At 51.3% G+C, this 25,390-nt stretch carries 21 protein-coding genes and 1 riboswitch; of the genes, 15 read left to right on the top strand and 6 right to left on the bottom strand.

The window, feature by feature from the left end; all coding sequences use genetic code 11:
- Positions 1-218 precede the first annotated feature (218 nt).
- The 3 genes from EPO18_RS05190 to EPO18_RS05180 form a co-directional block, all read right to left on the bottom strand.
- Entirely contained in the window at positions 219-440 is a 222-nt protein-coding gene (locus tag EPO18_RS05190) for a VF530 family protein (RefSeq protein WP_292431474.1), read from the bottom strand.
- Between the two features lie 13 nt (positions 441-453).
- Positions 454-1,296: a PA4780 family RIO1-like protein kinase gene (locus EPO18_RS05185; RefSeq protein ID WP_292431470.1), complete on the bottom strand. Its 843-nt coding sequence runs from the start codon at positions 1,294-1,296 to the stop codon at positions 454-456.
- Positions 1,297-1,576: 280 nt separating this feature from the next.
- Positions 1,577-2,908: a TIGR03862 family flavoprotein gene (locus tag EPO18_RS05180; RefSeq protein ID WP_292431467.1), complete on the bottom strand. Its 1,332-nt coding sequence runs from the start codon at positions 2,906-2,908 to the stop codon at positions 1,577-1,579.
- A 165-nt stretch (positions 2,909-3,073) separates the two neighbouring features.
- Between EPO18_RS05180 and EPO18_RS05175 the strand changes: the two genes are divergently transcribed.
- Positions 3,074-3,403, top strand: coding sequence for a cupin domain-containing protein (locus EPO18_RS05175; RefSeq protein ID WP_292431464.1), 330 nt, complete (start codon positions 3,074-3,076; stop codon positions 3,401-3,403).
- Between the two features lie 129 nt (positions 3,404-3,532).
- On the opposite strand, the gene EPO18_RS05170 is transcribed toward EPO18_RS05175, so the two are convergent.
- Positions 3,533-4,888, bottom strand: a complete 1,356-nt coding sequence (locus tag EPO18_RS05170; protein WP_292431462.1) for a TolC family outer membrane protein — start codon at positions 4,886-4,888, stop codon at positions 3,533-3,535.
- Positions 4,889-5,454: 566 nt separating this feature from the next.
- Positions 5,455-5,683, top strand: a riboswitch (cobalamin riboswitch).
- 132 nt (positions 5,684-5,815) lie between these two features.
- Between EPO18_RS05170 and EPO18_RS05165 the strand changes: the two genes are divergently transcribed.
- From EPO18_RS05165 to EPO18_RS05100, 14 genes are all read left to right on the top strand, one after another.
- Positions 5,816-6,043: a CbtB domain-containing protein gene (locus tag EPO18_RS05165; RefSeq protein ID WP_292431459.1), complete on the top strand. Its 228-nt coding sequence runs from the start codon at positions 5,816-5,818 to the stop codon at positions 6,041-6,043.
- The gene (locus tag EPO18_RS05160; RefSeq protein WP_292431457.1) at positions 6,043-6,729 is read left to right on the top strand and encodes a CbtA family protein; all 687 of its coding nucleotides are present in this window, start codon (positions 6,043-6,045) and stop codon (positions 6,727-6,729) included. Before EPO18_RS05165 ends, EPO18_RS05160 begins: the two co-directional genes overlap by 1 nt.
- Positions 6,726-7,028, top strand: coding sequence for a (2Fe-2S) ferredoxin domain-containing protein (locus EPO18_RS05155; protein ID WP_292431455.1), 303 nt, complete (start codon positions 6,726-6,728; stop codon positions 7,026-7,028). Before EPO18_RS05160 ends, EPO18_RS05155 begins: the two co-directional genes overlap by 4 nt.
- Entirely contained in the window at positions 7,021-11,328 is a 4,308-nt protein-coding gene (locus tag EPO18_RS05150) for a cobaltochelatase subunit CobN (RefSeq protein WP_292431452.1), read from the top strand. The genes EPO18_RS05155 and EPO18_RS05150 overlap by 8 nt, the downstream gene beginning before the upstream one ends.
- 406 nt (positions 11,329-11,734) lie before the next feature.
- The gene (locus EPO18_RS05145) at positions 11,735-13,627 is read left to right on the top strand and encodes a putative cobaltochelatase (RefSeq protein ID WP_292431449.1); all 1,893 of its coding nucleotides are present in this window, start codon (positions 11,735-11,737) and stop codon (positions 13,625-13,627) included.
- A gap of 333 nt (positions 13,628-13,960) precedes the next feature.
- On the top strand, positions 13,961-14,716 hold the full coding sequence (locus EPO18_RS05140) for a cobalt-precorrin-7 (C(5))-methyltransferase (RefSeq protein ID WP_292431447.1): 756 nt from the start codon (positions 13,961-13,963) through the stop codon (positions 14,714-14,716).
- Positions 14,716-16,278 (top strand): precorrin-8X methylmutase, encoded by a 1,563-nt coding sequence (locus EPO18_RS05135; RefSeq protein ID WP_292431444.1) that lies wholly within the window; start codon positions 14,716-14,718, stop codon positions 16,276-16,278. The genes EPO18_RS05140 and EPO18_RS05135 overlap by 1 nt, the downstream gene beginning before the upstream one ends.
- Positions 16,279-16,380: 102 nt before the next feature.
- Positions 16,381-17,511: a cobalt-precorrin-5B (C(1))-methyltransferase CbiD gene (gene cbiD / locus EPO18_RS05130; RefSeq protein ID WP_292431442.1), complete on the top strand. Its 1,131-nt coding sequence runs from the start codon at positions 16,381-16,383 to the stop codon at positions 17,509-17,511.
- A gap of 348 nt (positions 17,512-17,859) precedes the next feature.
- Positions 17,860-18,594, top strand: a complete 735-nt coding sequence (gene cobI, locus EPO18_RS05125; RefSeq protein WP_292431439.1) for a precorrin-2 C(20)-methyltransferase — start codon at positions 17,860-17,862, stop codon at positions 18,592-18,594.
- A 174-nt stretch (positions 18,595-18,768) separates the two neighbouring features.
- Complete coding sequence (gene cobM, locus EPO18_RS05120; protein ID WP_292431437.1) at positions 18,769-19,539, top strand: precorrin-4 C(11)-methyltransferase; 771 nt, start codon at positions 18,769-18,771, stop codon at positions 19,537-19,539.
- Positions 19,540-19,671: 132 nt separating this feature from the next.
- The gene (locus EPO18_RS05115; RefSeq protein WP_292431434.1) at positions 19,672-20,418 is read left to right on the top strand and encodes a cobalamin biosynthesis protein; all 747 of its coding nucleotides are present in this window, start codon (positions 19,672-19,674) and stop codon (positions 20,416-20,418) included.
- 140 nt (positions 20,419-20,558) lie between these two features.
- On the top strand, positions 20,559-22,115 hold the full coding sequence (gene cobJ, locus EPO18_RS05110) for a precorrin-3B C(17)-methyltransferase (protein WP_292431431.1): 1,557 nt from the start codon (positions 20,559-20,561) through the stop codon (positions 22,113-22,115).
- A complete protein-coding gene (locus tag EPO18_RS05105) occupies positions 22,097-23,218 on the top strand; it encodes a CobW family GTP-binding protein (RefSeq protein WP_292431428.1) in 1,122 nt (373 codons plus the stop codon). The genes cobJ and EPO18_RS05105 overlap by 19 nt, the downstream gene beginning before the upstream one ends.
- A gap of 99 nt (positions 23,219-23,317) precedes the next feature.
- Positions 23,318-24,622, top strand: coding sequence for a cobyrinate a,c-diamide synthase (locus tag EPO18_RS05100; protein WP_292431427.1), 1,305 nt, complete (start codon positions 23,318-23,320; stop codon positions 24,620-24,622).
- Between the two features lie 109 nt (positions 24,623-24,731).
- Here EPO18_RS05100 and EPO18_RS05095 read toward each other — a convergent pair whose 3' ends face one another.
- Positions 24,732-25,058 (bottom strand): hypothetical protein, encoded by a 327-nt coding sequence (locus EPO18_RS05095; RefSeq protein ID WP_292431424.1) that lies wholly within the window; start codon positions 25,056-25,058, stop codon positions 24,732-24,734.
- A gap of 129 nt (positions 25,059-25,187) precedes the next feature.
- On the bottom strand, positions 25,188-25,390 hold a 203-nt coding region (locus EPO18_RS05090), incomplete at its 5' end, for a hypothetical protein (protein ID WP_292431421.1).

Here is a 25,390-nt window from a genome sequence, read left to right as displayed (position 1 = left end):
TAGCCTGACTTACTGCTTACTGATGTTGACAAAAGCTGTATCGGATGCTGTTAGTTTATTCTGTACTACATTAGGCTACTTCCCCTCGCTTATGACTAATAGAGGTAAGTAATGCAAAAAGCAATTGCCAAGTAGGAGCTCATACCAGACATTAGTAACATTCGGCCAAAACCACAAGCCGACTTTGAACGATCAAAGAAAGCGCTATACTCCAAAAATCACTTGGCTTTTTTCATCAAATACAGCTTTTCAACTTGCTTTCTAGCCCACAATGTCTTTCTTAAAAACTTCAAACTTGATTTAATGGTTGGGTCATTATTAAAGCATTTAATGTCAACTATCCTGCCCATCTCGGCCCAGCCATAATCGGCTACCAGTTCTTCGAGAATCATTTCCAAAGTAACGCCATGCAGTGGATTTCCCGATTGTTTTTCACTCATAAATCAGCCTGAGTTAATCTTCATGTTCATAGCGACGGCGTATTGCTTCTTCTCGGGCGTCTTTAATTTCTCGCAGAACACTGCCGACGTCCGCCAATTTGTTACTGGCCTGAAATCGGCCGGTCAACGTAACATGTGGAGTCAAATCACCGCTCTCATAAAGCTTCCAGATCTCTTTACCATACTCGGTAACGAGCAACTCGGGGGCAAAACGACCAAAATAATCGGCCAAATTGTTAACATCGCGTTCCAGCATCTTAGCGGCATTATTATTCGCTGCTGCATCAACCGCCTGAGGCAGATCGATAATGACCGGGCCGTTCGCATCAACCAATATGTTATATTCAGAAAGATCACCATGCACAAGTCCGGCGCAAAGCATTCTGACCACTTCCTTAATCAACACCCCATGGTATTCAAGGGCTTGCTCTCGGCTCAATTCAAGATCGTTAAGCCGAGGCGCGGCGCTGCCATGCTCATCGGTTACCAGCTCCATTAACAATACGCCTTCGACAAAGTTATAGGGCTGCGGAACACGCACACCGGCGGCGGCAAGGCGGTATAAAGCATCGACTTCGGCATTTTGCCATACTTCTTCCTGCTGCTGCCGTCCAAACCGGGTGTTTTTCTCCATAGCGCGAGCCTGACGGCTGTTTCGCACTTTGCGTCCTTCCTGATATTGGGCCTGCTTGTGAAAGCCGCGTTTATTTACATCTTTATAAACTTTAGCGCAACGTATCTCTCCCTCAGAGAGAACAACATAAACAGCAGCCTCTTTGCCGCTTTTTAGCGGACGAATAACTTCGTCTACGAGGCCATCCTGCACCAGCGGTTCAATACTTTTTGGAGTTTTCATAGCCGCCCTTATACGCTACCTTGGTAAAAGTTAAAAACATTTGCGGCCTTTTTCTTCGACATAGACTTTGATCCGATAATTCTTTCGCTTATATTTTACTTTATTTACAACCACTCAACCGATGCTAATTTTACAATAAAACACGAATCACACTTTAGGCGGATTTTAATTTATTCGTTCATGTGTTTATTTAGAGTAATTCATGTTCTTTTTTCTAGATAATGAATAATTACTCTATTTTATGATGTATATATCAACAGGGTTGATGTTTAAACTTAAGTCATTTGTGTTCAGCCTGCAACCAAGCCAATACGCCCGATCCTGCAACACGCCCACTGGCAAAACAGGCCGTTAATAAGTAGCCGCCCGTCGGCGCCTCCCAATCCAGCATTTCGCCTACACAGAACACGCCCGGCATGGAACGTACCATCAAATGCTCATCAAGAGCCTCAAAGGTAACGCCGCCCGCACTGCTAATCGCCTCATCAATCGGTCTTGCAGCAATAAGTGCAATCGGCAATGCTTTAATAGCATTGCAAAGACGAATCGGATCATCAAAATCCTCTTTTAATAAAATCTCCCTCAGCAAGCCAGCCTTAACGCCATCAATACCGACTCGCTTGCGAAGATGATTTGCCATTGTTTGCTTGCCTCGCGGCTGCAAAATTCTGTCGAGCAAGAACTGTTTATTCTTGCCGGGAGCAAGATCAAGGTAAATCAACGCCTTACCGGCTGCTACAATTTGATCGCGCAGCAATGCGGACATTTTGTAAATCAAATTACCTTCAACACCATCCGCTGTCACAAGCAATTCGCCTTGCTCACAAAATTTAAAGCCTGCCAAATCAGTAAAAGACACTTGCACAGATTTTAAAGGTTGTCCGGCAAAACGGCTCTGAAAAAATTCACTCCAGCCTACGTCAAACCCACAGTTCGACGGCTGTAGCGGTTCAACCGGAACCCCTTGTTGGACCAACAGAGGCACCCAGGAGCCTGTAGAACCGAGCCGACTCCAACTGCCTCCGCCCAAAGCCAAGATCACCGTATTAGCGCTGATTTTCTTCTCTCCCTCAGGTGTTTGAAACAGCAGCATCCCATCATCCCAGCCCAACCATTTATGGCGCATATAAAAACTGACGCCATTTACACGTAGTTTATGCAACCATCTACGCAGCAGAGGCGCGGCCTTCATATCAACTGGAAACACCTTTCCTGACGAACCTACGAAAGTTTCAATGCCTAAATCCCGTACCCATGTTCGCAAAGCCTCAGGTCCAAAAGCATCCAGCATCGGTTTGATATAGACTTGACGAGAACCGTAGTGAGAAAGAAGCTTATCAAATGACTCGGAGTGCGTAATATTCATTCCTCCTTTTCCAGCCATTAGGAATTTTCGCCCCACAGAAGGCATAGCATCATAAAGGTCAACCTTGACTCCTGCCTGGCTTAAAACTTCCGCTGCCATCAACCCTGCGGGGCCGCCGCCAACAATCACAACGGTTCTATGATTGCCCCAGCTATCTACCGGCTGCGGCACTTCCGGCCTCCATGGATGGAAGAAATGCCGACGACTGCCGGGAGCAGTCGCGGCCGCCATCTTCGGTAAGCGCAAATTACGCCTGTTAAACTTATCATGCGTTATTGATTATCTTGCTCTCTACAATTAAATGATTTATTTTTCGATTACTTGCAGAGTATCTGTCTGCCCAATAATAGTCATTATAAGGTTTAGACCCTGAACCGATAAAATCAAATTCACTATCGACTCCGAAATCATATGAATTCTGTTAACTCCAATATTTTTAAAAACATACCGGATCGGTTACCGGAAGAACTGATTGAATGTATCTTCAAGCGGAATAATATTCAAATTGAGCGCATTATATCCAAAGGCCATATCACACCGGCAGGACAATGGTATGATCAAGACTGGAATGAATGGGTAATTTTACTTCAGGGACAGGCAACCATCCTTTATGAAAAAGACAATCAAACCTTTCATTTAAGTACCGGCGACTATTTGCTGATTCCTAGCCATACCAGACATCGAGTCGAATGGACTCAGCCCGACCTTAATACCATCTGGCTGGCAGTTCATTTACACTGATTAAAATTAGTTGCATAAAGCAAACAAAACAACACAGCTGATTCACTAAGAAATCAAGGACTCATTTTAGTTGGCAACCATCATGGACGACTAGCGAAAATAGGAATAGTAAACTTGCTATTGATAAACTCACTTTTCATGTCTTGATGCGGAACTTGCCACCAATAATCGATTTATTTGCTGAAGATCCTCTTGCGCAAGACTGCTAGATGCTTGTTTCAGCTTGACGGTATTCAACAAATAGTCATAACGAGAACGTGAGTAATCTCGTTTAGCCCGGTATAAATTTCTTTGCTCATCCAACACCTCAACCAGTGTTCGGACACCGACTTCAAAACCTGCCTCAGTCGCCTGCAAGGCGATTTCGGCGGAGCTAACTGCAACTTTCAGCGCTTCTACACGGCTAATGCTAGTAGTGACTCCCCGATAAGCGTCTTTTACCTGACGCTTTACTGTTCTTTTTGTAGCGGTTAAATTTTCTTTGGCTTGTTCGTATTTATAACTCGCCTGATCGACTCTGGAATTTACCGCACCGCCCTCAAACAAAGGGACATTTAAGCGTAAACCTACAGTTTCTTGAGATCCCTGTAAGCCAAATGTACTGGTGGTATCATATTGACCGACAGAAGCAATCATATCTATTTTGGGTAAATGCCCATTGCGTTGTAGATCAATCGCTTTTCGAGAAAACTCCATTTGATTGAAGGCCGAAATGATGCTGAAGTTACCAATTTCAGCAGAGTCACTCCACGCCATTATATCATCCGGCTCCGGCCTGACTAGCGGAATAATACCGCCCAGATTGCTTAGCACGATGTTTTGCTCGCCAATAATCGCCGTTAGCGCTTCTTTTTGGTTATCCACATTGTTGGTTGCTTCAATTTCATCGGCAACGGCTCTATCAAAAGCAGCTTGAGCTTGATGGCTTTCGGTAATACCAATAAGGCCGATTGCAAACTGTTGCTTGGCCTGTTCAAGCTGTCGTGCAATTGCCTGTTTTTCTGCACGGCTAAATTCAAGATTATCTTCAGCAGATAATACATTGAAATAAGCTTCGGTGATTTTAACCATTAGTTTTTGTAGTTCAGATTGGTAATCCGCTTCGGCTTGAGCGATCTGATTATCGGATTGACTTAGCTGTATCCAATGTTCCCAATGAATCAAAGGCTGGGTTAAGTTCACCGTAAAATTATTGTCAACGTAATTTTGTAAGCCGCTACCTTGAAAAGTTGCACCTTTATTATCTAAGCGATTCATATTGCTAACACCTGTTGCCGAAACATTAGGTAGAAAATTTGCAATACTTTGGTTTTTTGATTCGCCAACAGCAAGCTGGCCGGCATACGCTTGCTTTAAGACAGGATCATTTTGTAGCGCCAGCTCATAGATTTCCAGCAAATCCTGGGCAGATACGATAGGTGAAATACCTGTTAGAAAAACAATAATAAAGCCGGATAAATAACTTGCCGCGACTTGCTTGATCATATTGAAAAACATGCAATTTAAATTTATCGGTCAATACAATTAACTATTCAATAAGCTAAAAACCGGAACCGTAACTACTCAGGCGATTAAAGTATTTTAGTCTTACCAAACAGTCATCTCTGCATAACATCTAACTACGAACAGATGAAAAACTTAAACACGAAGCGAATCCAAATGCATAATTTATGATGAGAACATCTATGGGTCTGCGTATACACAGATAAGACGAATTCTAAGTTGAGCCATCTACCCGTAGTAAGTGATGTAAACTTGTAGAAACGTTAAATCTTTTTAATTATCGCCTATATTGACAAATTTTGTAGCAAAAATCTCTGAAACTCAGCAATTCCTGTCATAACCTTATGGCACTTGTTCGATGGATGCAGTGCATTAGTTGCGGCCGCCTAAAGCTAGCGGCTTTTCCCAGGTTATTAAAAAATTTGATAATTCAACCAATCCTTTATATACAAACTTTCTACTTAAGTTAATGTTTGTGCGGTTAAATTAACTACCTATAGTAAATAAAGCTCATGCTTGCTAGTTCTTTCTTGAGTGAATATACTAGGTTCGTACAATTTGCTTTAGGTATTCATGGACTATCGTCCGCAGAATTGAAACGGGAAGTAGGTAAGTTCGCTTAAGATGCAAACAAAGCCCACGCTGCCCCCGCAACGGTAAACAAGTAAAAGGTTTGCAACCGCCACTGTGCCATGCATGGGAAGGCGCTAACCTTGGAAGCTCAAGCATTGCTTTCAACTCGTGAGCCCGGAGACCGGCCTGAAGCGATAATCAAATTTGTGCGCGGAGGGCGCTCAGATGGATTGCTCTCCTTCGCGTCCGTCCTGCTTTTCTTCCCCGTACAGATTATTTCCACTGGTAACATTATCCGTTACTGGTTTTGCTGTCTCTTTACTCAGGAGAAAACACATGCCATCAACACCCGTTTTACTTGATAACGCTCAAAAAATCCCCCTCAATCCTCCTTTATCAAAGGGGGAAGCCGAAGATAGAGGGATTTCAGACAGAATCCTACCCGCACTGCTGGCTAGTATGCTTGGCTTGGCGCTGCTGTATGCCGCTGGTTTCGCAGATACTGCACAATTGCATAACGCTGCTCATGATGGACGACATTCCGCCAGCTTTCCGTGCCATTAATGTTTAACCTGACCACATTCAGAGAGCTTGTTGTTGCGGCTCTCTGGACAGGCTTACTGGCGGGTCTGTTATTAACTGCCATCCAACAAATTCAAGTCATCCCGACTTTGCTCCGGGCCGAAGTGTACGAGGAAAATGCCTCAGCACCAGTCGTTGCCAATGCGGAAAATAGTCACGAACACCATGAATGGCAGCCTGAAAACGGCTGGGAGCGGACGTTTTTTACCGCAGTAGCCAATATCAGTCTGGGTGTGGGTTTTTCCCTGTTGATTGGTTCAGTCATGTGTTTGCGCGGCCGCCCCGGCAACTGGCGCATGGGCCTGTTGTGGGGACTGGCGGGCTACATAACCTTTTTCGTTTCGCCGTCTTTGGGATTGCCGCCGGAAGTTCCCGGCACAACAGCTGCCAAACTGGCAGACCGGCAAAATTGGTGGCTGATCACAGTGCTTGATACCGGCTTCGGCCTATCGCTGCTGGCTTTTGCCAAAACCAGGACCAACAAGTTTTTCGGCGCAGTGTTACTCGCAGCACCTCATTTAATCAGTGCGCCGCAGCCGGAAGTTCATAGCAGTGCTGCACCAGCAGAATTGGCTCAATCTTTTATAACCGCCACCGTTCTTGCCAACGCAGTCTTTTGGCTGGCTATCGGCGGTCTGATGGGACAGTTTTACAAAAAACAGTCATGAGAACCCACGACAAACACGTATTGATGTGTACAGGCCAACGATGCTCAGGGAACAATACAGACGCGTTTCAACGACTGGGCCAAAAAATCGATGCCCGCCCTCACCTTAAAATAAAGCGTACCCGCTCAAACTGTTTTGCAGTCTGCAAAAACGGCCCGATCCTGGTCGTTTATCCTGAAGGCATTTGGTATTCTTGTACGGATGAAGCGGTGCTGGAGCGGATTGTCAGCGAACACCTGGAACATGGCACCGAAATAAGCGAACACGTTTTCCACCGTTTAGGTACCGGCGATGTCTAATATAGCGTTGCTGACCCATGCGCCCAACGACTTGATGGTGCTGCAAAGCGCAATGGCGCAAATGCCGGAAGGTTTTCCGGAGGTGACCGGCGTTAACCTACAGGCATTGGAAAATGATGCGCAAATGGCCGAGCTGTTGCTGCACCAGCTTGCTTCGGCGCGTATCATCGTGCTGCGCGTGCTGGGCCGTCTCGGCAGCGTGCCCGGCTTTGCCGACTTAGTGCGCCACTGCCGGGGGCGGCACTTAATCGCGATCAGCGGCACCGGCGAGCCTGACCCGGAATTAGCCGCCGCATCCACGGTATCATCCGACGTACTGCATCAGGTACAAGCCTATTTTCAGGCGGGCGGCAGCCTCAATATGGCGCAACTGCTGCGCTACCTTTCCGATCATTTTCTGTTGACCGGTTTTGGCTTTGAACCGGCTGTCGATTTGCCCGAACACGGCATTTATCACCCCGATTTATCTCAAGATGCAAGCATAGACGACTGGCTTGCTCTGCGAGTGCCGGAACGGGCCAGCATCGGCATTGTGTTTTACCGCGCCCATTGGATCAGCGGCAACACGCGTTTTGTCGACGCTTTAATTGAACAGCTGGAAAAACACGGATTGAATGTGCTGCCCGTATTCACCTCGTCGTTACGCGCAGGTCGCAGCGATGACGCCATTCCTACAGCGCTACGCTATTTCACCAGCGGACAAGGCGCGCATATCGACGTACTGATCAACACCACCGCGTTTGCGATGGGTGAAATCACTCCAGGCGGCGCCACACCCGCTGGTTGGTCTGTGGATGTACTTGAGCAACTCGATGTACCGGTGCTGCAAGCCATCACCAGCGGCATGATGCAGCATCAGTGGGAGCAATCGGCGCGCGGCTTGAATCCATTGGATGCAGCGATGAGTGTCGTATTACCGGAATTCGACGGCCGCATCATCACCGTGCCGCTATCGTTCAAGGCGAAAGCTTCCGGCCTATCGAATGAACTGATCGAATACGAACCCGTGCAGGATAGGGTCGCGCGCATCGCCCAAATCGCCTCGCGCTTTGCGCGGCTTAAACGCCTGGACAATGTCGATAAGCGCATCGCCTTTGTGTTCACGAACTCCAATAGCAAAGCCTCGCAAATCGGCAACGCGGTCGGTTTGGATGCACCGGCATCGCTGATGCGGATTCTGCAAGCCATGCAAATAGCCGGTTACAACATTGGCAATCTGCCGGAAAGCGGCACAGCGTTAATCCACGAGCTGATCGACCGTTGCGCTTACGACAATACCTATCTGACGACCGAACAGCTAGCTAATACCGTTGGCCGCGTATCGGCAGCGCAATACCAAGCATGGTTTGACGACCTGCCGGTCGAGATGCAGCAGAAAATGACCGCACAATGGGGAGCCGCACCCGGCGAGGCTTATTTGCATGACGATCATCTTGCGCTGGCAGGCATAGAACTTGGCAACACTTTCGTGGCATTGCAGCCGCCGCGCGGTTACGGCATGGACCCCGACGCGATCTACCACCAGCCCGACTTACCACCCACTCATCATTACTATGCGCTGTATCGCTGGCTGCGCGACGAATGGAAGGCCGATGCGATAGTGCATGTCGGTAAGCACGGTACGCTCGAATGGTTGCCGGGTAAAGGCGTGGGCTTATCGGAAAACTGTTTCCCCGATGCGCTGTTGGGCGACATGCCGTTGTTCTACCCATTTATTATCAACGATCCCGGCGAAGGCGCGCAGGCCAAGCGCCGCGCTCATGCCGTCGTCGTCGATCACCTGACGCCACCGATGACCACCGCAGACACTTACGGCGCGTTGGCCCAACTGACCCAACTGGTCGATGAATATTACCAAGTGGAAGTGCTCGATCCGGCCAAGCTGCCGCTGTTGCAACAACAAATCTGGGATTTGGTCAAAGAAACCAACCTGGACGCCGATTTGCAGGCGCGGCTGTTGCACCACGACCATGATCACGATGACCATCACGACCATGATCATCATGGACATCACGATCACAGCCATGAGCACGACCATCACCATCATGAGCACTGCCATGCACATGAACATCGGCATCAGGATTATGACGAACACGCTCATGACCATGCAGATCATCATGACCACGATCATGGGCATCACGGCCATGATTATCACCATGAACATGGCGAACATCATCACGAGCATGACCATGATCACGACGAAGACGGGCTGCCCGAACTGCTGACCAAAATGGCCGGTGCCGATGTCGCGCATTTGATTGAGGATCTGGACGGCTACTTGTGCGAACTGGGCGCGGCGCAAATCCGCGACGGTTTGCATATACTCGGACAGACGCCCGAAAACGAGCAACTAACAGACATGCTGGTCTCGCTGACCCGCTTGCCGAATCAGGACATCCCCGGACTGCCTATTGAAATTGCCCGGTTATTCGGCCTGAGCATGGACTCGCTGCTGGAACATCAGGGCCATCGCTTGAATCAAACAAATGCCGAGCTAGAAAAACTGGCCGAACGGCCTTTGCCTACTCATGCCGATGTATTGGAAACCATCGAAGCCTTATGCAAACGATTATTCAGCGAATTACAGGCGAATGCTTACGCCGAATCCGCCATAGACTTAGCCATCAATGGAATCTTTGGTATCAGTACAGCCGACTTATACAGTACAAAGCCCTCTCCAGAGGGAGAGGGTGGGGTGAGGGGAAATCAAAATAAGGAAGAAAACTTATTTAAATCCCCTCATCCCAGCCTAATCATGTCGGACTGTCCTGTCCGCCACCCTGCGGGCGAGTGCAAATCCGCTCCCGGCGGATTTGTCCCTCAGGGAGAAGGGGCACCTGCTCTTAAGCCAACAGTGTTACCTATAGATCTAGCTATCTGTGAAATCGGAAACAGCCCTGCCGATTTCACTGCCGTAAAACGCATACTGAACTTTGCTTGCCGCGAATTAGCACCCAACCTCGCCCGAGCCACCGACGAAATCGATAACCTGCTGCACGGCCTGTCCGGCGGCTATGTCCCGGCCGGCCCTAGCGGCTCGCCGACACGCGGCATGGCAAGCATCCTGCCGACCGGACGCAATTTTTACTCGGTCGATCCGCGTAGCGTACCTTCCCAATCAGCCTGGCGAGTCGGTCAGCAACTTGCCAATGAAGTTTTATCGCGCTACGTCCGCGAAACCGGCGATTACCCCGAGAGCGTCGCGATCAGCATCTGGGGTACCAGCGCAATGCGCACCCACGGCGATGACGTCGCGCAGATTTTAGCATTGCTCGGCGTGCGTCCGGTCTGGCAGCACGAAAACCGCCGTTTGACCGGAATCGAAGTGATTCCTTTGGAGGAACTGAAACGCCCGCGCATTGATGTGACGACGCGCATCAGCGGCTTTTTCCGCGACGCGTTCCCGCAACTGATCGACCTGATCGACGACGCAGTCAACGCCGTGATCGCGCTGGACGAACCGCTGTCGCAAAACTTTGTCCGCAAGCATTATTTAGCCGAACTGGGCGAATGGATTGGCAAAGGCCTGAGCGAAGATGAAGCTTCGCAACGCTCAGCCTTACGCATCTTTGGAGCCAAACCCGGCAGTTACGGCGCGGGCATATTGCCGCTGATTCAGGAAAAAAATTGGCAAGCCGATGCCGATTTCGCCGAAGCCTACGTCAACTGGGGCGGCTATGCCTACGGTCGCAGCCAGCAGGGCAACGACCAGCGCGATGCTTTTAGAACCCGGTTGTCAGGCGTCCAGGTCGCATTGCACAACCAGGATAACCGCGAGCACGATATTTTCGACAGCGACGATTACCTGCAATTCCACGGCGGCATGATCGCGACAATCAGAGCCTTAACCGGCCAGCAGCCGCGCAAGTATTTCGGTGACAGCCACGATCCGTCGCGAGCGCAAGTCCGTGACTTAAAGGAAGAAACCCTGCGTGTGTTCCGCTCCCGCGTCGTCAACCCAAAATGGCTGGACAGCATCCGCCGTCACGGCTACAAAGGCGGACTGGAACTGACCGCGACCGTCGATTATTTATTCGGCTACGACGCCACCGCACAAGTGATGGACGACTGGATGTACGAACAAGTCGCTGAGACTTATGCGATGGACCCGGAAATGCAGCGCTTTCTGGAACAAGCTAACCCTTGGGCGCAAAACGCGATAGCCGAACGTCTGCTGGAGGCCGCCAGCCGCGGCATGTGGGCAGAACCGAAGCAACAAACGCTGGACGCATTGCAGACTTTATACCTGCATAGCGAAACCCTGCTGGAGGCGCGCGGCGAAACACCGCGCGGGGCATAATGCCTATGGAAAATTTGTTTTATCCACGAAAAACACGAAAAGCACGAAAAGCACGAAAATACTCAGATTACTGTCCAAATAAACTTGATCAATTCCTCATGTATCAAAATTTGGCACCTAAACGCCCTCTTCTGCTGGAGGGGGCTGGGGTGAGGAGATTTAAAAACCGAATTTTAAACTGTAAACAGTATTTATCATTTAAGCTGGTTCCCAAGCTCCAGCTTGGGAACCCAGTACACGAAGCTCTGGCTTCGCGTGCCGGACAGGAAGCTAGAGCTTCCAAGACTGCATTCCCAAGCTGGAGCTTGGGAACGAGCGTAATATTAGGGTCAAATTGCTTGCAGACAACATTATTGATTTCTTTCGTGTTTTTCGTGCCTTTCGTGGACAAATATCCATTTTTAAAATGAACCAAGCCACTTTCCCTTTTTCCGCGATTGTCGAACAAACCCAGCTCAAGACTGCATTGCTACTATGCGCGGTCGATCCGTCGCTGGGCGGCGTACTGATACGCGGCGATAAAGGCACAGCAAAAAGCACTGCGGCGCGGGCGCTGACCGACATCCTGCCGCTGATCGATAGGGTTGTAGGTTGCGCTTACAACTGCTTGCCCGGCGCACCGTATCAACATTGCGAAACCTGCAATGCCGAACATGCAACGGCGCAAGCGGACAGCGTACCTTTCGTCACCTTGCCGCTCGGCGCAACCGAAGACCGCGTTATCGGCACGCTGGATTTAGAACAAGCGCTCAAAGGCGGACAGCGCGTATTCAAGCCCGGCCTGCTGGCTTCGGCGCACCGGGGCATACTGTATATCGATGAAGTCAACCTGCTCCCCGATCATCTAGTCGATGTGCTGTTGGATGCCGCGGCGATGGGCGTCAATGCCGTGCAGCGCGAAGGTCTATCGATCAGCCACCCTGCCCGCTTCACGCTGATCGGCACGATGAATCTGGAGGAAGGCGATTTGCGCCCGCAATTGTTGGATCGCTTCGGCCTGATGGTCGAAGTGACCGCGCCGCGCGACAAAGCCATGCGTTCCGAAGTCGTGCGCCGGCGCATCGCGTTCGAAGCCAATCCTACGGTTTACGCTGCGGCCTGGATGCAAGAGCAACAAGCTTTGCGCCATCAACTCGCAACAGCGCAGCAGTTATTAGCCGAAGTAACGCTGGATGACGCGTTGCTCGATTTGATCAGTCATTTATGCTGCGAATTCGAAGTAGCCAGCCTTCGCGCCGATATCGTCATGCATAAAGCGGCGCGGGCATTGGCGGCGCTCGACGGCCGGTCGCAAGTAACACCGCAAGATGTGCGTAGCGCGGCGGAACTGGTGCTACCGCATCGGCGCAGACGTAAACCGTTCGAACAGCCCGGACTGGATCAGGAGCAACTTGACGATCTGATGCAACAAGCATTGCAGCCGCCTGATGAAAGCGAATCCGGCGATGAATATACCGGGCAGGAAAACTCTGAAAGTAACGGTGAAGCACAAGACCAGCAACAGGTTTTCGCCGCCGCGTCCGCCAATAATGTACGACGCTTAGAAGTGGATACCGCTTCCAAACGTTTCAACGCAGGCAAGCGCAGTACCGCGAAAGATGCACCACGCGGCCGCGTCGTTCGCGCAGTGCCGGACCAGAACCCAAACAGTCTTGCCGTCGGCGCGACATTGCGTAGCGCGGCACTTCGCGGTTCAAACGAATTCCAGGTGACAAAAGACGACTTACACCAACAAATCCGCTCAGGCAAAAACGCTAACCTGATCTTGTTCGTCGTCGATGCCTCCGGTTCGATGGCTGCGCAACGGCGCATGGAAGCGGTGAAAGGTGCGGTTTTATCGTTGTTGACCGATGCCTACCAGCAGCGTGATGAAGTGGCCGTAATCAGCTTTCGCGGCGAATCAGCACAGTTATTACTGTCGCCTACTCGTAGCGTCGATCTTGCCGAACAGAACCTCCGCGAACTGCCTACAGGCGGCCGTACACCGTTGCCTCATGCGCTGTCTGTGGCACTGGAAACACTGGAAAAAACCACCATGCCTCCGTTGCTGGTACTGCTTAGCGACGGTAAGGCTAATGTTGCGTTGAACGATGGCAACGACCCTTGGCAGGAGTCGCTAAGGTTTGCAGGATTACTTGCAGAATGTGGTGTACCAGCGCTGGTGCTCGATACCGAAACCGGCTATTTGCGCTTAGGCCGTGCCCGGCAACTCGCGCAAGCCCTAGGTGCCGAATGCCTGACACTGGAAGAGTTGTCAGCAGAAAACTTGGCTCTTACGATACGTGGATGTCTTAAATGAACTTGAAATTCACCTCGTTTCCACGCGCAGTGCCTCAAGTCAACTTTTTCGCACTTTGCGTGAGCAGACAAGACGAAATAACATGCCCCGTCCAGCTTCCGATACACAGACCTTCCAGGTTTTTAAAACCTGGAAGGTCTAACTCGCAACGTTATCGAAGCAAAACTTTAAATTGGTGGAGGCACTACGCTTATTCACCACATTTTTTAGTCCTGTAGGGTACGCTGTGCGTACCATTAAGATTAAGCCTAAAGGTACGCACAGCGCACCCTACAATTTTTCGTGCTTTTCGTGTTTTTCGTGGACAGAAACACTAATTAACAAGGAACAATTATGATTATCTGCATAGGCGCAGGCCCCGGCGATGTTGGCTATTTGACCCAGCGAGGCGCTGAATTGATTCGCAACGCCGACGTGGTCGCCGGATTCGATGCCGTCGTTAACGTCGTGCAAAGCCTGATTCCCGCTACCGCGCAAGTCGTTCTAATGAATTACCGCGACCAAACCGAACAATTGGCGCAAGTCGCGGCCGAACACCATGCCGGCAAAAATTGCGTGGTAGTGTTCATGGGCGACATCCATTTCAGCGGCTTCCAGTACCTGGAACGAGTCGAGCGGGCTTGCGGCCATCCGGTCGAAACCGTGCCTGGCATTTCTTCGGCGCAAATACTCGCATCGCGCGCAAAAGTCTGTTTCGACGAAACGACATTTATCACTTTTCACCGCCGCGGCGATTTAACCCCGTTTAAACAACATCTGGTGCATGTGCTGCAAGACCAGCGCAATGCAATCGTGATTCCTTGTCCGTGGGATGAAGCCCGCTCATTCATGCCACGCCATATTGCTGCATATCTATTGGAACAAGGCATATCGCCGGATCATCCGACTGAAGTTTGGGAGAATCTGACGCGTTCCGACGACTGCATGGATGCAGGAGGTAGAGCAATGCAAGGAGCAATTGCCGAAGCGGAGTGGCACGGCACGCTCGCCGACTGTGCGACACAGGAATTTAGCGACATGAGTATCATGCTGATCCGCACCCGCAACCCTATGTCCAGCCAGATCGAACCGTCGGGAGCAGCTAGCTGATGCAGGACGGAACACAACAATTCGGCATCGTTATCGCAGGCCACGGCAGCCGCGATGCCGACGGCATTCGGGAATTCGAGCAACTGATTGAACTGGTCAAGGAGCGCGCACCGCAGCATACGGTCAGCCACGGTTATCTGGAATTCGCCGCCCCGACTATCGATCAGGCGATTGCAGATCAACTAAACGCTGATGCCAAACAAGTGGTCATGGTGCCCGGCATTTTACTGGCAGCGACTCATGCCAAAAACGACATGCCCAGCGAGCTGCTGACCTTTGCATACGAACATCCCGAGATCGACTTTCATTTCGGCGCGCCGATGGGCTTGCATCCGTTATTGCTGCAAGTAGTGCAAGAGCGCATCGTCGAGGCCGAAGCAACATCGACTAAAACAGTGCGCCGCGACGACACTTGCCTAGTGTTGGTCGGCCGCGGCACCACCGATCCCGATGCAAATGGCGAAGTCGCCAAATTCGCGCGGATGATAGAAGAAGGCATGGGCTTTGGCGCGTCCTACGTGTGTTATTCAGGCACGGCCAAACCGCTGGTCGCCGACGGTTTGCGTACCGTTGCAAAGCTGGGCTATGCGCGACTGATCGTCGTGCCGTTTTTCCTGTTCGACGGCATACTGGTCAAGCGCATTTATGACGCGGCCGATGCGTTGCAGCAACGTGAACCCGAATTGGAAGTGCTTAAATCAGGTTACCTCGGCGTACATCCGAATGTGGCCGATGTGCTAATCGCCAGGGCGCAAGAAGCGATAGAAGGCCGTGCTGAGATGAACTGCTCGCTATGCAAATACCGGGTGCAAATCGTCGGTTTCGAACAGCAGGTCGGCGAGCCGCAACGCCCTCATCATCTTCAAGTGCGCGGCTTGTTCGAGAAAACAACAGAAGCCGCAACGGAATTTGCGCCTTATGTGCCGCATCCGATAGAGGCCGAAAGTTTCCGCATTATCAATGCAGGGCGCGACTGGTCGGTTTTTCCCGAGGCGCATTTAACTGTGTTGCAACGACTGGTGCATACCAGCGGCGATTTTAATGCAGTCGATGACATTTATTTCTCGGCAGGTGCGATCGAAACCGGCATCCGTGCGCTGCTCCGCTGCAAGCGCGTGGTAACCGACGTAACTATGGTACAGACCGGCTTAAAGCGCGCTTTGCTCGAACAGCTCGGCATCGAAACCTGGTGCGGGGTGCATGATCACGAGACGGCGCTGATGGCGCAAACGCAAGGCATCACTCGTTCCGCAGCAGGCATTCGGCGCGCGTTCGAAAAATTCGGTAACGATATCGTGTTGTCGATAGGCGATGCGCCGACTGCGATTATGGAAGCGGTGCGCTTGATCCGCGAACACGGCTGGCGGCCGCAACTGGTGATCGGGCTACCGGTCGGCTTTGTCGGCACTTGCGAATCCAAGGCTGAGTTGAAACGTTGCCTGCAAGTGCCGCGCATCACCAACAGCGGTACGCGTGGCGGTTCACCGTGGGCGGCAACGGTCGTCAATGGGTTAATGATCGATGCGGTAAACCAGCTTTCAGATCGCTTAAATACGGAATGATAGTCATCCTTGTAGGGTACGCTCTGCGTACTTCAATGACGGTTGCCTCAGGGCAAACGAGGTACGCACAGCGTACCCTACAGGGCTTTTAGACCTAAAAGTATGGCTCAGACGGGGCTTAGAGAATTCGATCTCAATGTTCTTGCACCGAACGGTTTACGGCGCGGACGCACTACAGGAAGCTGCGCTACGGCGGCAGTTAAAGCCGCGCTCTACCTGCTGTTGTACGGTGAACATCGCATTCAGGTGCAAATAACATTGCCTGACAATGCGCATTACCTGACCGTACCGATTCAGGATTGTCGTTGGCTAAACGAGCAAACGGTTCGAGCCGAGGTACTCAAGGACGGCGGCGATGACCCGGATAACACGCACGGAGCAACCATCTTTGCCGAGGTAAGAAAAAACAACAAAGGGAAAATACGCTTCTTCGCAGGAGCCGGCGTCGGCATTACGACCCAACCGGGCTTGCGCGTAGCAGTAGGGGAACCTGCAATCAACCCGACGCCGCGCGAGATGATGCGGCAGGCAGTTGTTGAAGCGGCCGGTAATAGTGATCAAGGCCTCGACCTGACCATAGGTTGTGTCAACGGCGAGGTTATCGCTAAAAAAACTTTTAACCCGAAACTCGGCATAGTCGGCGGCATATCGATACTCGGCACTTCAGGCATAGTCGAACCGTTGTCGCTGGCGTCATGGATTGCTTCGATTGAGGTTTATGTCCGTGTCGCTTTGGGCAACGACGTAAACAGCATCGCTTTGCTGCCGGGCAAAATCGGCCGCAGTTATGCTAAACAAACACTGGGTTTGCCCGAACAACGCTCAGTGCAGATCGCCAATTTTCTTGGCGATACGCTCGGCTTTGTGCAGCAGTCCTTGGCTGAACAACAGCGAGAATTGGATGTGTTGTGGCTGTTGGGACATCCGGGCAAAATTGCCAAAGTGCTGGATGGGGTATGGGATACGCACTCCGGCAAGAGCGACATGGCGATGCGTATCGTTGCTCGCATAGCCGCGGAACGAGGGCTTGACAGCCATCTGGTACAGGAACTGGAACAAGCGAACACCGTGGAAGCAGCAACCGAAAGATTAAGAAACGAGCCCGGTGCACAGACTTTGTGGACAGATATTGAACAACGTATTGCCGCACTTGTTCATGCTCAAGTGCCCGCTGTGAAAAAAGTTGAAGTACGGTTATTTAATTTACAAGGCGATAGCTTGGGTGAAGCCTAAGTAGGGCGCGCCGTGCGCACCTTGGGATGTTGGCCGAAAACGCCTATCCCGCGCTTAACGCACGGACCGGTTTATTCCGGCCTTCGAGATATATAAAGACGAGCGCTCCGGCGTTAGGCGAGAAACCGATATGCAGACCTTCCAGGTTTTTAAAACCTGGAAGGTCTAACTTGCAACGTTCTGACAGGGCGCTGAATAACTATTTCCGGGATGACGACTCCTGGACAGAGTTGTGTATAACAACGAACGCGCTGAGTAGGACACAGTTAATCAACATTGTTTTATGCCAAAACAAATAACATCGTACAAAATACGAGTACTTTTCATTATAACTTTCTCAGGAGCAGCATGAGTCGTTTAGGTACATTCTGGGGCATCGGCGTTGGCCCTGGGCCCGCGGGCTATATTCCGCTGGCTGCGGTCGAGGCATTGCGGCAGGCCGACATCATTTATGCGCCCCGCGCGCGTAGTTCGGAATCATCGGTGGCCTTGCAATGTTTGGCCGACATTAACATCGCTCAACAACGGATACGCGAAATCGAATTCAACATGGACCCCGACCGCTCCGTACTGAGCGAGCATTACGCCCAATTGGCCGAGACCATCGCGGCCGATCTACGCAAAGGCTTTGACGTCGCCTACCTGACCATCGGCGACAGCCTAACTTACTCCACTTACGGCTATATATTGGCGGCCTTGCGCGAGTATCTGCCGGATTTGTCGCACTGCACTTTTCCCGGCATTACCAGCTACGCGGCTGCGGCCGCAGCTATGGGCTGGCCGCTGGGCGTAGGCAAGGAGCGTACATTGATCCTGCCCTGCCCCGAAGATGCTGGTGCATTACGACAAGACATCGAAAGCCATGATATTGTCGTGCTGATGAAGATAGGGCCGCGCCTACCTTGGGTTCTGACCCTACTCCGCGACATGGGCATCGCCGAGCACTGCGCGTTTGCCCGCCGCATCGGCTTGGAAGACGAAATGCTGGCCGACGGTGTCGGCGATTTATGCGCAACTTCGGCGATGGGCTATCTCGCCACTTTATTGATACGCAAAACACCCAGAGAAAGAAGACATTCATGAACTTAGAAAAATCGTTTTGTCCACGAAAGACACGAAAAGCACGAAAATTTTCAGGAACACATCAAATTATTGGTCATAATCCAAAGGGTGTGCGGCTAATTCAACACAGACTTACTGATTTATTTCGTTTTGTTCGTGTCTTTCGTGCTTTTCGTGGATCAATAGAGGTTTAGAATGAAAGTATATTTTATCGGCGCAGGCCCCGGCGCTTCCGACCTGATCACATTGCGCGGCGCGAATATTCTTGGCCGGGTCAGCATGGTGCTGTACGCAGGATCGCTGGTGCCTACGGACATGTTGCAACATTGCCGTACTGACGCCGAATTGATCGATACCGCAAAGCTCGACCTTGAGCAACAGGAAGCTTGTTACCGCCGCGCTCAGGAAGCCGATTATGATGTGGCGCGCCTGCATTCCGGCGACCCGGCAATTTACGGCGCAACGGCAGAGCAAATGCGGCGGCTTGACGCGCTGGGTATCGACTACGAAATCGTACCGGGCGTGTCTTCATTCACTTCGGCGGCGGCATCGATTAAAGCGGAATTAACCAAGCCGGAAGTATCGCAAACCGTGATCCTGACCCGCGTTTCCGGCCGAGCCTCCGCCGTGCCGGAACTGGAATCGATTGCGCGGTTGGCAGAGCACCAATCGACGATGTGCATCTTCCTGTCCGGACCGCATTTGAAAAAAATAGTCGCCGACCTGCGTCTGCATTATCCCGATGACACGCCGGTCGCGCTGGTCTACCGGGCAACTTGGCCGGAACAGCGCTCTTATCAAGGCACTCTGGGCAATATACTTAAAGAAACCAAGAGCAGCGAATGGAACCTCACTACGATGTTGCTGGTGGGCGCGGCTTTGGGGCGTGGTGAGCAAATCGAATCCAGCCTGTACTCGAAGGACTTCACGCATATATTCCGGGTTGTGAAGAAGAAAAAAGCATGATCCACGAAAAACACGAAAGGCACGAAAAAAACATATTGTTGGACTTTTCGAGTTTTTCGTGGCTTTCGTGAACAATTTTTATAAGTTCTCTGCTGAAGTTGATATGTATGTTAGATAAAAGAAGGCTACGGCATGGCTGATTGCGGCATCTGGCTAGTACGGCAAGAAAGCGAAGCCTTGGCTTTAATCCTGCAAGAGCAGTTGGGCGGAGTGCTGTATCGGCCTTGGCTTGATATTGCCACAGCTCAGAAACAACAGTTTGCCGCCGCTTACCGGCTGCATTCGCAATGGATCATTATAGCCGCCAGCGGCATCGCCGTGCGCTTTCTCGACGGTTTGGCGCAAGACAAACATAGCGATCCGGCCGTTGTGGTGCTGGATGAAGCAGGAAGATTTGCGGTTTCATTGTTGGCTGGGCATGAAGGCGGGGCTAATCGTTTGGCTTACCGCGTCGCCAATGCAATCGGTGCGGTACCGGTCATCACTACCGCAACCGAAGCCTTGAAACCGCTGGTTATCGGCATAGGTTGCCGCAAAGGCGTCGCTGCCGAACAAATCACCGCCGCTGTACAGCAAGCATTGGGCAAGCGGCAGTTAAATGAAGTGCGCGAAGTAGCGACTATAGATTTAAAGGCAAACGAACCGGGTTTAGTGGAATTTTGCGGGCAACATGATTTGCCGTTGCGCATATTGGCAAGCGCAACAGTGGCGGCGCGGCCTTGGGTAACCAAGCCGTCGGACTGGGTGCAACAGAATGTAGGCTTGCCGGGCGTATGCGAGCCTTGCGCGTTGATTGCCGGCACCCGCGGCAAATTGATCGTACCCAAAATAACATTAAACGGGGTGGCTGTGGCCGTCGTTGAAGATACTTTAATGTGATGGTAGAGACGCGATTTATCGCGTCTCAGAGGCGCGTCTCAGAGGCGCTAGATAATCCAGACGCGATAAATCTGAGACGCGATAAATCGCGTCTCTACGTTTTGCGTAATATTACAGATTAACAATCAGTGGATAGAAGAATGAAAGGTGTATTGAATTTGGTTTCGGTCGGGCCGGGATTTAGCGATCTGATCGTTCCGCGCGCCGAAGCGGCGTTGCGGGATAGCGATGTGATCGTGGCTTATGACCTGTATTTACGATGGATTGAGCCGTGGGTAGCCGGCAAGGAAATCCACACCCCGCCGTTGACTCAGGAGCGCGAGCGCGCTTTACTAGCGATTGAAAAAGCCCGTAGCCGCGCTAAAGTTGCGCTGATTTCCAGCGGCGATATCGGCATTTATGCGATGGCGGCGCTGGCTTTCGATGAAATGCGCGAAGATGACGACTATGACGTCAACGTGATACCCGGCATCACTTCCGCCAACGCCTGCGCCTCGTTATTGGGCTCGCCGTTGTCACACGACTTCGCCACGCTGAGCTTGTCCGATTTACTATGCCCTTGGGACTGGATTGAACAACGCGGGAGGCATATCGCCCAGGCCGATCTCGCTTGCGTTTTGTATAACGTGCAGAGCGCCGGTCGTCAGGAAGGCGTGTACCGCATACTGAATATCATGCTCGAATCAAAATCGCCGAAGACCTTGTGCGGCGTAATCCATAATGCCTATCGTCCGGGCCAGAAAGTCAGTATCCATCACCTGGAAGACCTGCCGTCTTTGCAGTTCGATATGCTAACCACGATCGTGATCGGCAATCGTTTTACCCAGCGTAAACGCGGCTTTATTTTTACGCCGCGCGGTTACAATAACTGGGATAACCCCGACGTAGGGGCAATCCCTTGCGGTTGTCCTGAACTGCCCGTTCATGCGCTATGGATTTTTTCCGGCACCAGCGACGGAAACGCATTGGCTAATGAACTGGCGCGGCGAGGCTATCCGGTCGTAATATCCGCCGCGACGGAATACGGCGGCGAGGTTGCAAGCCAACATTGCTCCGGTGTGTCGATCTGGGCCGGGCATCAGGGCGTTGAAGCGCGAAAACAGGCGCTAAACCGAAATCAGGCGCGGGCAATCGTTGACGCGACGCATCCTTATGCCAGCCTGATATCGGAACAACTGATGGGCTTGTCGAAAAGTCTGAATATCCCCTATCTGCGTTTTGAAAGGCCCAGCTCTTTTGTTGCTGATGCCGGTGTGGAATGTGACTCCACTGAACAGGCAGCCGAGCAGGCCATTACACTCGGCCAGCGTATTTTCCTGACTACCGGCTCCAAGGACTTGGCTACCTTTCTCAATGCGCCAGGAGCCGCCAAACGCGAATGGTTTGTGCGGGTAACGCCTGAGCCTGAATTCATCCAACGAGCCATCGACCTGGGCGTTCCGCGCAGCCGCATTTGTGCGATGCAAGGGCCATTTTCACAGGCTTTCAATGAAGCCTTGTGGCGGGATTTGAAAATCGATTGCGTCATCACTAAGGACTCCGGCGATGCAGGCGGTTATCAAGCTAAAGTAGCTGCGGCTCAGGCATTGGGCATTCCATTGCTGGTCATCAAACGCCCGAAACTTGACTATCCGTTTACCACATCAACTTTCGATGCGGTATTGCAGCAATTACAGGCATGGAATATCAACGCATGATTCCGGTCACCATCGTTACCGGCTTTCTCGGTTCCGGTAAAACCACGTTACTGAGCAGTCTGGTTAAAAGCCGGCAAACCCGCCGCCTTGCATTATTGATCAATGAGTTCGGCGAGGTTTCCATCGACGATGCATTGATTAACGATAGCGTTGCCGGTGACGAGCATGTGCGGATTCATGATTTCCCTTACGGCCTGATTGCCTACGGCGATGACGAGCACTTTATCCCGACTATGCAGGCTATCGCCGCGCGCCGGGCCAATGTCGACCATGTGTTGATAGAAACCTCGGGCCTTGCGTTGCCTACTGCGGTCATGGAGCTATTGCAATCGCCCGAACTGGCCGAGGATTTTATCCTTGATGCCACGCTGGCAGTGGTGGATACGCCGTTGCTGTTATCCGACCAGTTTGACCGTGACCTGAACTCTGACAGCTCGCATGCAGCCGTTCAGGATTCAGTCGCAACCCTGTTTGAACAGCAACTCGAATATGCCGATGTGGTAGTGTTGAACAAAATCGACACGCTGGATGAGGATGCATTGTTACAAGCGGAACAACGCGTTCGCGACCGTGCGCCGAACGTGCGCTTTCTGGAACTTGCGTACAACGCGCGACTGGATATCCGGCTAGCCCTCGGTCTGCGCTTGCACCAGCCTACCTTTACCGCGCACAACCACCGGTTTATGCCGATACCCGGTTCAGATACGCCGACCTTGGGCAACCATGTAAAATTGAACGGTCACGCCCATTCCGGTCTGGCAGGCCACAGTCACGGACTGGCAACGCACAAACATTTTCATGAACAGGACCCTGGCTGGCTATCGTTCGTACTGCGCAGCCAAGAACCACAGCATATAGAAACGCTCAAACACGCGTTAATCGAGGTGGCTAAAACAGAACCGTTGTTGCGCAGCAAAGGTTTTATACTTGTTGACCCCGATAAATCGGTTTTGGTGCAAGGCGTACGCGCTCGCGTGGCGATAACTGCCGATACAACCAATTTATCTGCAAAGGAATCGGAACTGGTTTTTATCGGCTATCACCTGAACCGCAATACCGTGGCGACGCTGTTATCCAAATTGACAGGAACTAATTGGAAATGAACCACAACTACTTAGCCGCCACTAATTTTGCCTTTGGAGTGCTGGCTTCGCCTGCAAGCTTCCTCTCGCTCCCACGCGGCGCGTGGGAATGAGACTACAATGAAATTCTCCAGTTCGCGACCACAGCCTTGCCCCGCCCTGTTCATCAGCGCGCCCGGTTCCAATCACGGCAAGACCACAATTACCGCCGCACTTGCGCGTTATCATGCCGAACAAGGCCGAAAAGTCCGGGTATTCAAATCCGGCCCGGATTTTCTCGACCCGATGATACTCGAACGCGCTTGCGGCTATCCGGTGCACCAGCTCGATCTTTGGATGATCGGCGAGGCTGAATGCAGGCGGCTGTTATACGAAGCCGCGCTGGAAGCTGATTTGATTTTGATCGAGGGCGTCATGGGCTTGTTCGATGGTGAGCCTTGCAGCGCCGATGTTGCGAAACTATTCTCAGTGCCGGCGCTGGCGGTGATTGATGCAACAGGCAGCGCTCAAACCCTAGGAGCAATCGCCTATGGGCTTGCCAACTATCGCCCTGGGATAAAATTCGCCGGTGTTTTAGCCAATAATGTCGCCAGCCCTCGGCATAATGAAATGATCATGCAAGGCATGCCATCCGGTCTACATTATTTAGGCGGGATACCACGCGATAGCCGGTTTGTATTGCCGGAACGGCATTTGGGTTTGGTTCAGGCTGAAGAAGTACCTGACCTCGAACCCCGGATGCTAGCCGCAGCAACCGCCATTGGTTCGACCGATTTGGCAAACTTGCCGAAAGCGGTGGAATTTGCATCATCGGAACAGGAAACGCCGCCTCAACTGTTGCCAGGCATCTGCATCGGCGTTGCCCGCGATACCGCGTTTTCATTTATTTACGCCGCGAACCTGGATTTGCTGCGGGCTATGGGCGCTAAGCTAAAGTTCTTTTCGCCGCTTACAGATAGAACGCTGCCTGATGTCGACAGTATTTATCTGCCGGGCGGGTACCCCGAACTGCATTTGCAAACGCTACAAGATAATCTGGCAATGAAAGCCGCATTGCAAACGCATTTTCAGCTGGGCAAACCCATTTATGCCGAATGTGGAGGAATGTTGTATTTGTTGGAATCGATTCTGGATAAAACCGGAAATCGCGGAGAAATGGTGGGGCTATTACCAGGACACGCCATCATGCAAAATAGGCTAAAAGGCTTAGGCTATCAATTCGCACCAATGCCCGGCGGCGTATTGCGCAGTCATACTTTTCACCACTCCCTGATAGAAACACCGCTTGTCCCTGCCGCATTTGGCGAACGCCTGCATAATACTTCGGAAGGCGAAGCTATTTATCGGCTAAACCGATTAACGGCCAGTTACCTGCACTGTTATTTTGCTTCAAATCCCACTGCTGCCGCACAATTGTTTTGCTAATTTGTAAAATAATCCTATGGCAAGTTGTTCTTCTGTTTCTGCGCCCATTGCAGCCTTTTTCTGCCAATAATTTGTATGACTACGTATCGATGAATCTACCAATATTTTGCTATGAATTGCAGTTATATGCTTTGGCAACGGCAATCCCATTGAAGGCACCAATAGGAGTGAACCGTTCCCAAACAATATGGCTTGCGCCTAATTCTTCAGCCTGAGCTAATACTGAATATTTGGCCTGACTTTGCCAATCGGATTTCTTTCCATATCCTGATGAGCCTTCAACCCTATCCATATAATGGCAGTTTTGCATATTGGAGGCCGACGCCTCTTGAGGCTGCCCTAGAGTAGCAGTTGAAATGCTGAATAATAGAAAAATAGCCGCTAAACTTTGGATCAGATTGTCACGGTTAAATTTAAAGGTTGTTAATCTAAACATATATTTTTTTCCCTTACTTAACTATGGAAGGCGCTACCTGATAAATAGTCTTGTAGGTAGACAGCCAAATAAAACGCTTAGATATATTATATAGTATCGATTCGAAAGTAAATGCAGTGTAAAAAATTTTTAGCTTCTTTTATGACTAACTGATGTTACGCATGGATGGTTTTTGTCCCGTATGCCGCGCCGAGCACCGGAGCTTTCGACGAGAATAGCCCGCAGGGGCGCTGCATGGATGCAGCGCGTTGCCAGAGGGCCAAGGATGGCCCTTCTGGCAACCCCCGTCGAAAGCGAGGAGCGCAGGAAGCAAGCGGCAACCGGGTCGCCTT

The organism is Methylobacter sp. (genome assembly GCF_004322395.1).
Lineage (GTDB): Bacteria > Pseudomonadota > Gammaproteobacteria > Methylococcales > Methylomonadaceae > Methylobacter_A.
Note: the sequence above shows the minus strand (reverse complement) of the source record. Positions and strands in the feature narration are given on the sequence as shown.

Bases quoted from the DNA above. Each gene is read 5' to 3' on its own strand.
- EPO18_RS05190 (WP_292431474.1), bottom strand. From the start codon at position 440: ATGAGTGAAAAACAATCGGGAAATCCACTGCATGGCGTTACTTTGGAA.
- EPO18_RS05185 (WP_292431470.1), bottom strand. From the start codon at position 1,296: ATGAAAACTCCAAAAAGTATTGAACCGCTGGTGCAGGATGGCCTCGTA.
- EPO18_RS05175 (WP_292431464.1), top strand. From the start codon at position 3,074: ATGAATTCTGTTAACTCCAATATTTTTAAAAACATACCGGATCGGTTA.
- EPO18_RS05170 (WP_292431462.1), bottom strand. From the start codon at position 4,888: ATGATCAAGCAAGTCGCGGCAAGTTATTTATCCGGCTTTATTATTGTT.
- EPO18_RS05165 (WP_292431459.1), top strand. From the start codon at position 5,816: ATGCCATCAACACCCGTTTTACTTGATAACGCTCAAAAAATCCCCCTC.
- EPO18_RS05160 (WP_292431457.1), top strand. From the start codon at position 6,043: ATGTTTAACCTGACCACATTCAGAGAGCTTGTTGTTGCGGCTCTCTGG.
- EPO18_RS05155 (WP_292431455.1), top strand. From the start codon at position 6,726: ATGAGAACCCACGACAAACACGTATTGATGTGTACAGGCCAACGATGC.
- EPO18_RS05150 (WP_292431452.1), top strand. From the start codon at position 7,021: ATGTCTAATATAGCGTTGCTGACCCATGCGCCCAACGACTTGATGGTG.
- EPO18_RS05145 (WP_292431449.1), top strand. From the start codon at position 11,735: ATGAACCAAGCCACTTTCCCTTTTTCCGCGATTGTCGAACAAACCCAG.
- EPO18_RS05140 (WP_292431447.1), top strand. From the start codon at position 13,961: ATGATTATCTGCATAGGCGCAGGCCCCGGCGATGTTGGCTATTTGACC.
- EPO18_RS05135 (WP_292431444.1), top strand. From the start codon at position 14,716: ATGCAGGACGGAACACAACAATTCGGCATCGTTATCGCAGGCCACGGC.
- cbiD (WP_292431442.1), top strand. From the start codon at position 16,381: ATGGCTCAGACGGGGCTTAGAGAATTCGATCTCAATGTTCTTGCACCG.
- cobI (WP_292431439.1), top strand. From the start codon at position 17,860: ATGAGTCGTTTAGGTACATTCTGGGGCATCGGCGTTGGCCCTGGGCCC.
- cobM (WP_292431437.1), top strand. From the start codon at position 18,769: ATGAAAGTATATTTTATCGGCGCAGGCCCCGGCGCTTCCGACCTGATC.
- EPO18_RS05115 (WP_292431434.1), top strand. From the start codon at position 19,672: ATGGCTGATTGCGGCATCTGGCTAGTACGGCAAGAAAGCGAAGCCTTG.
- cobJ (WP_292431431.1), top strand. From the start codon at position 20,559: ATGAAAGGTGTATTGAATTTGGTTTCGGTCGGGCCGGGATTTAGCGAT.
- EPO18_RS05105 (WP_292431428.1), top strand. From the start codon at position 22,097: ATGGAATATCAACGCATGATTCCGGTCACCATCGTTACCGGCTTTCTC.
- EPO18_RS05100 (WP_292431427.1), top strand. From the start codon at position 23,318: ATGAAATTCTCCAGTTCGCGACCACAGCCTTGCCCCGCCCTGTTCATC.
- EPO18_RS05095 (WP_292431424.1), bottom strand. From the start codon at position 25,058: ATGTTTAGATTAACAACCTTTAAATTTAACCGTGACAATCTGATCCAA.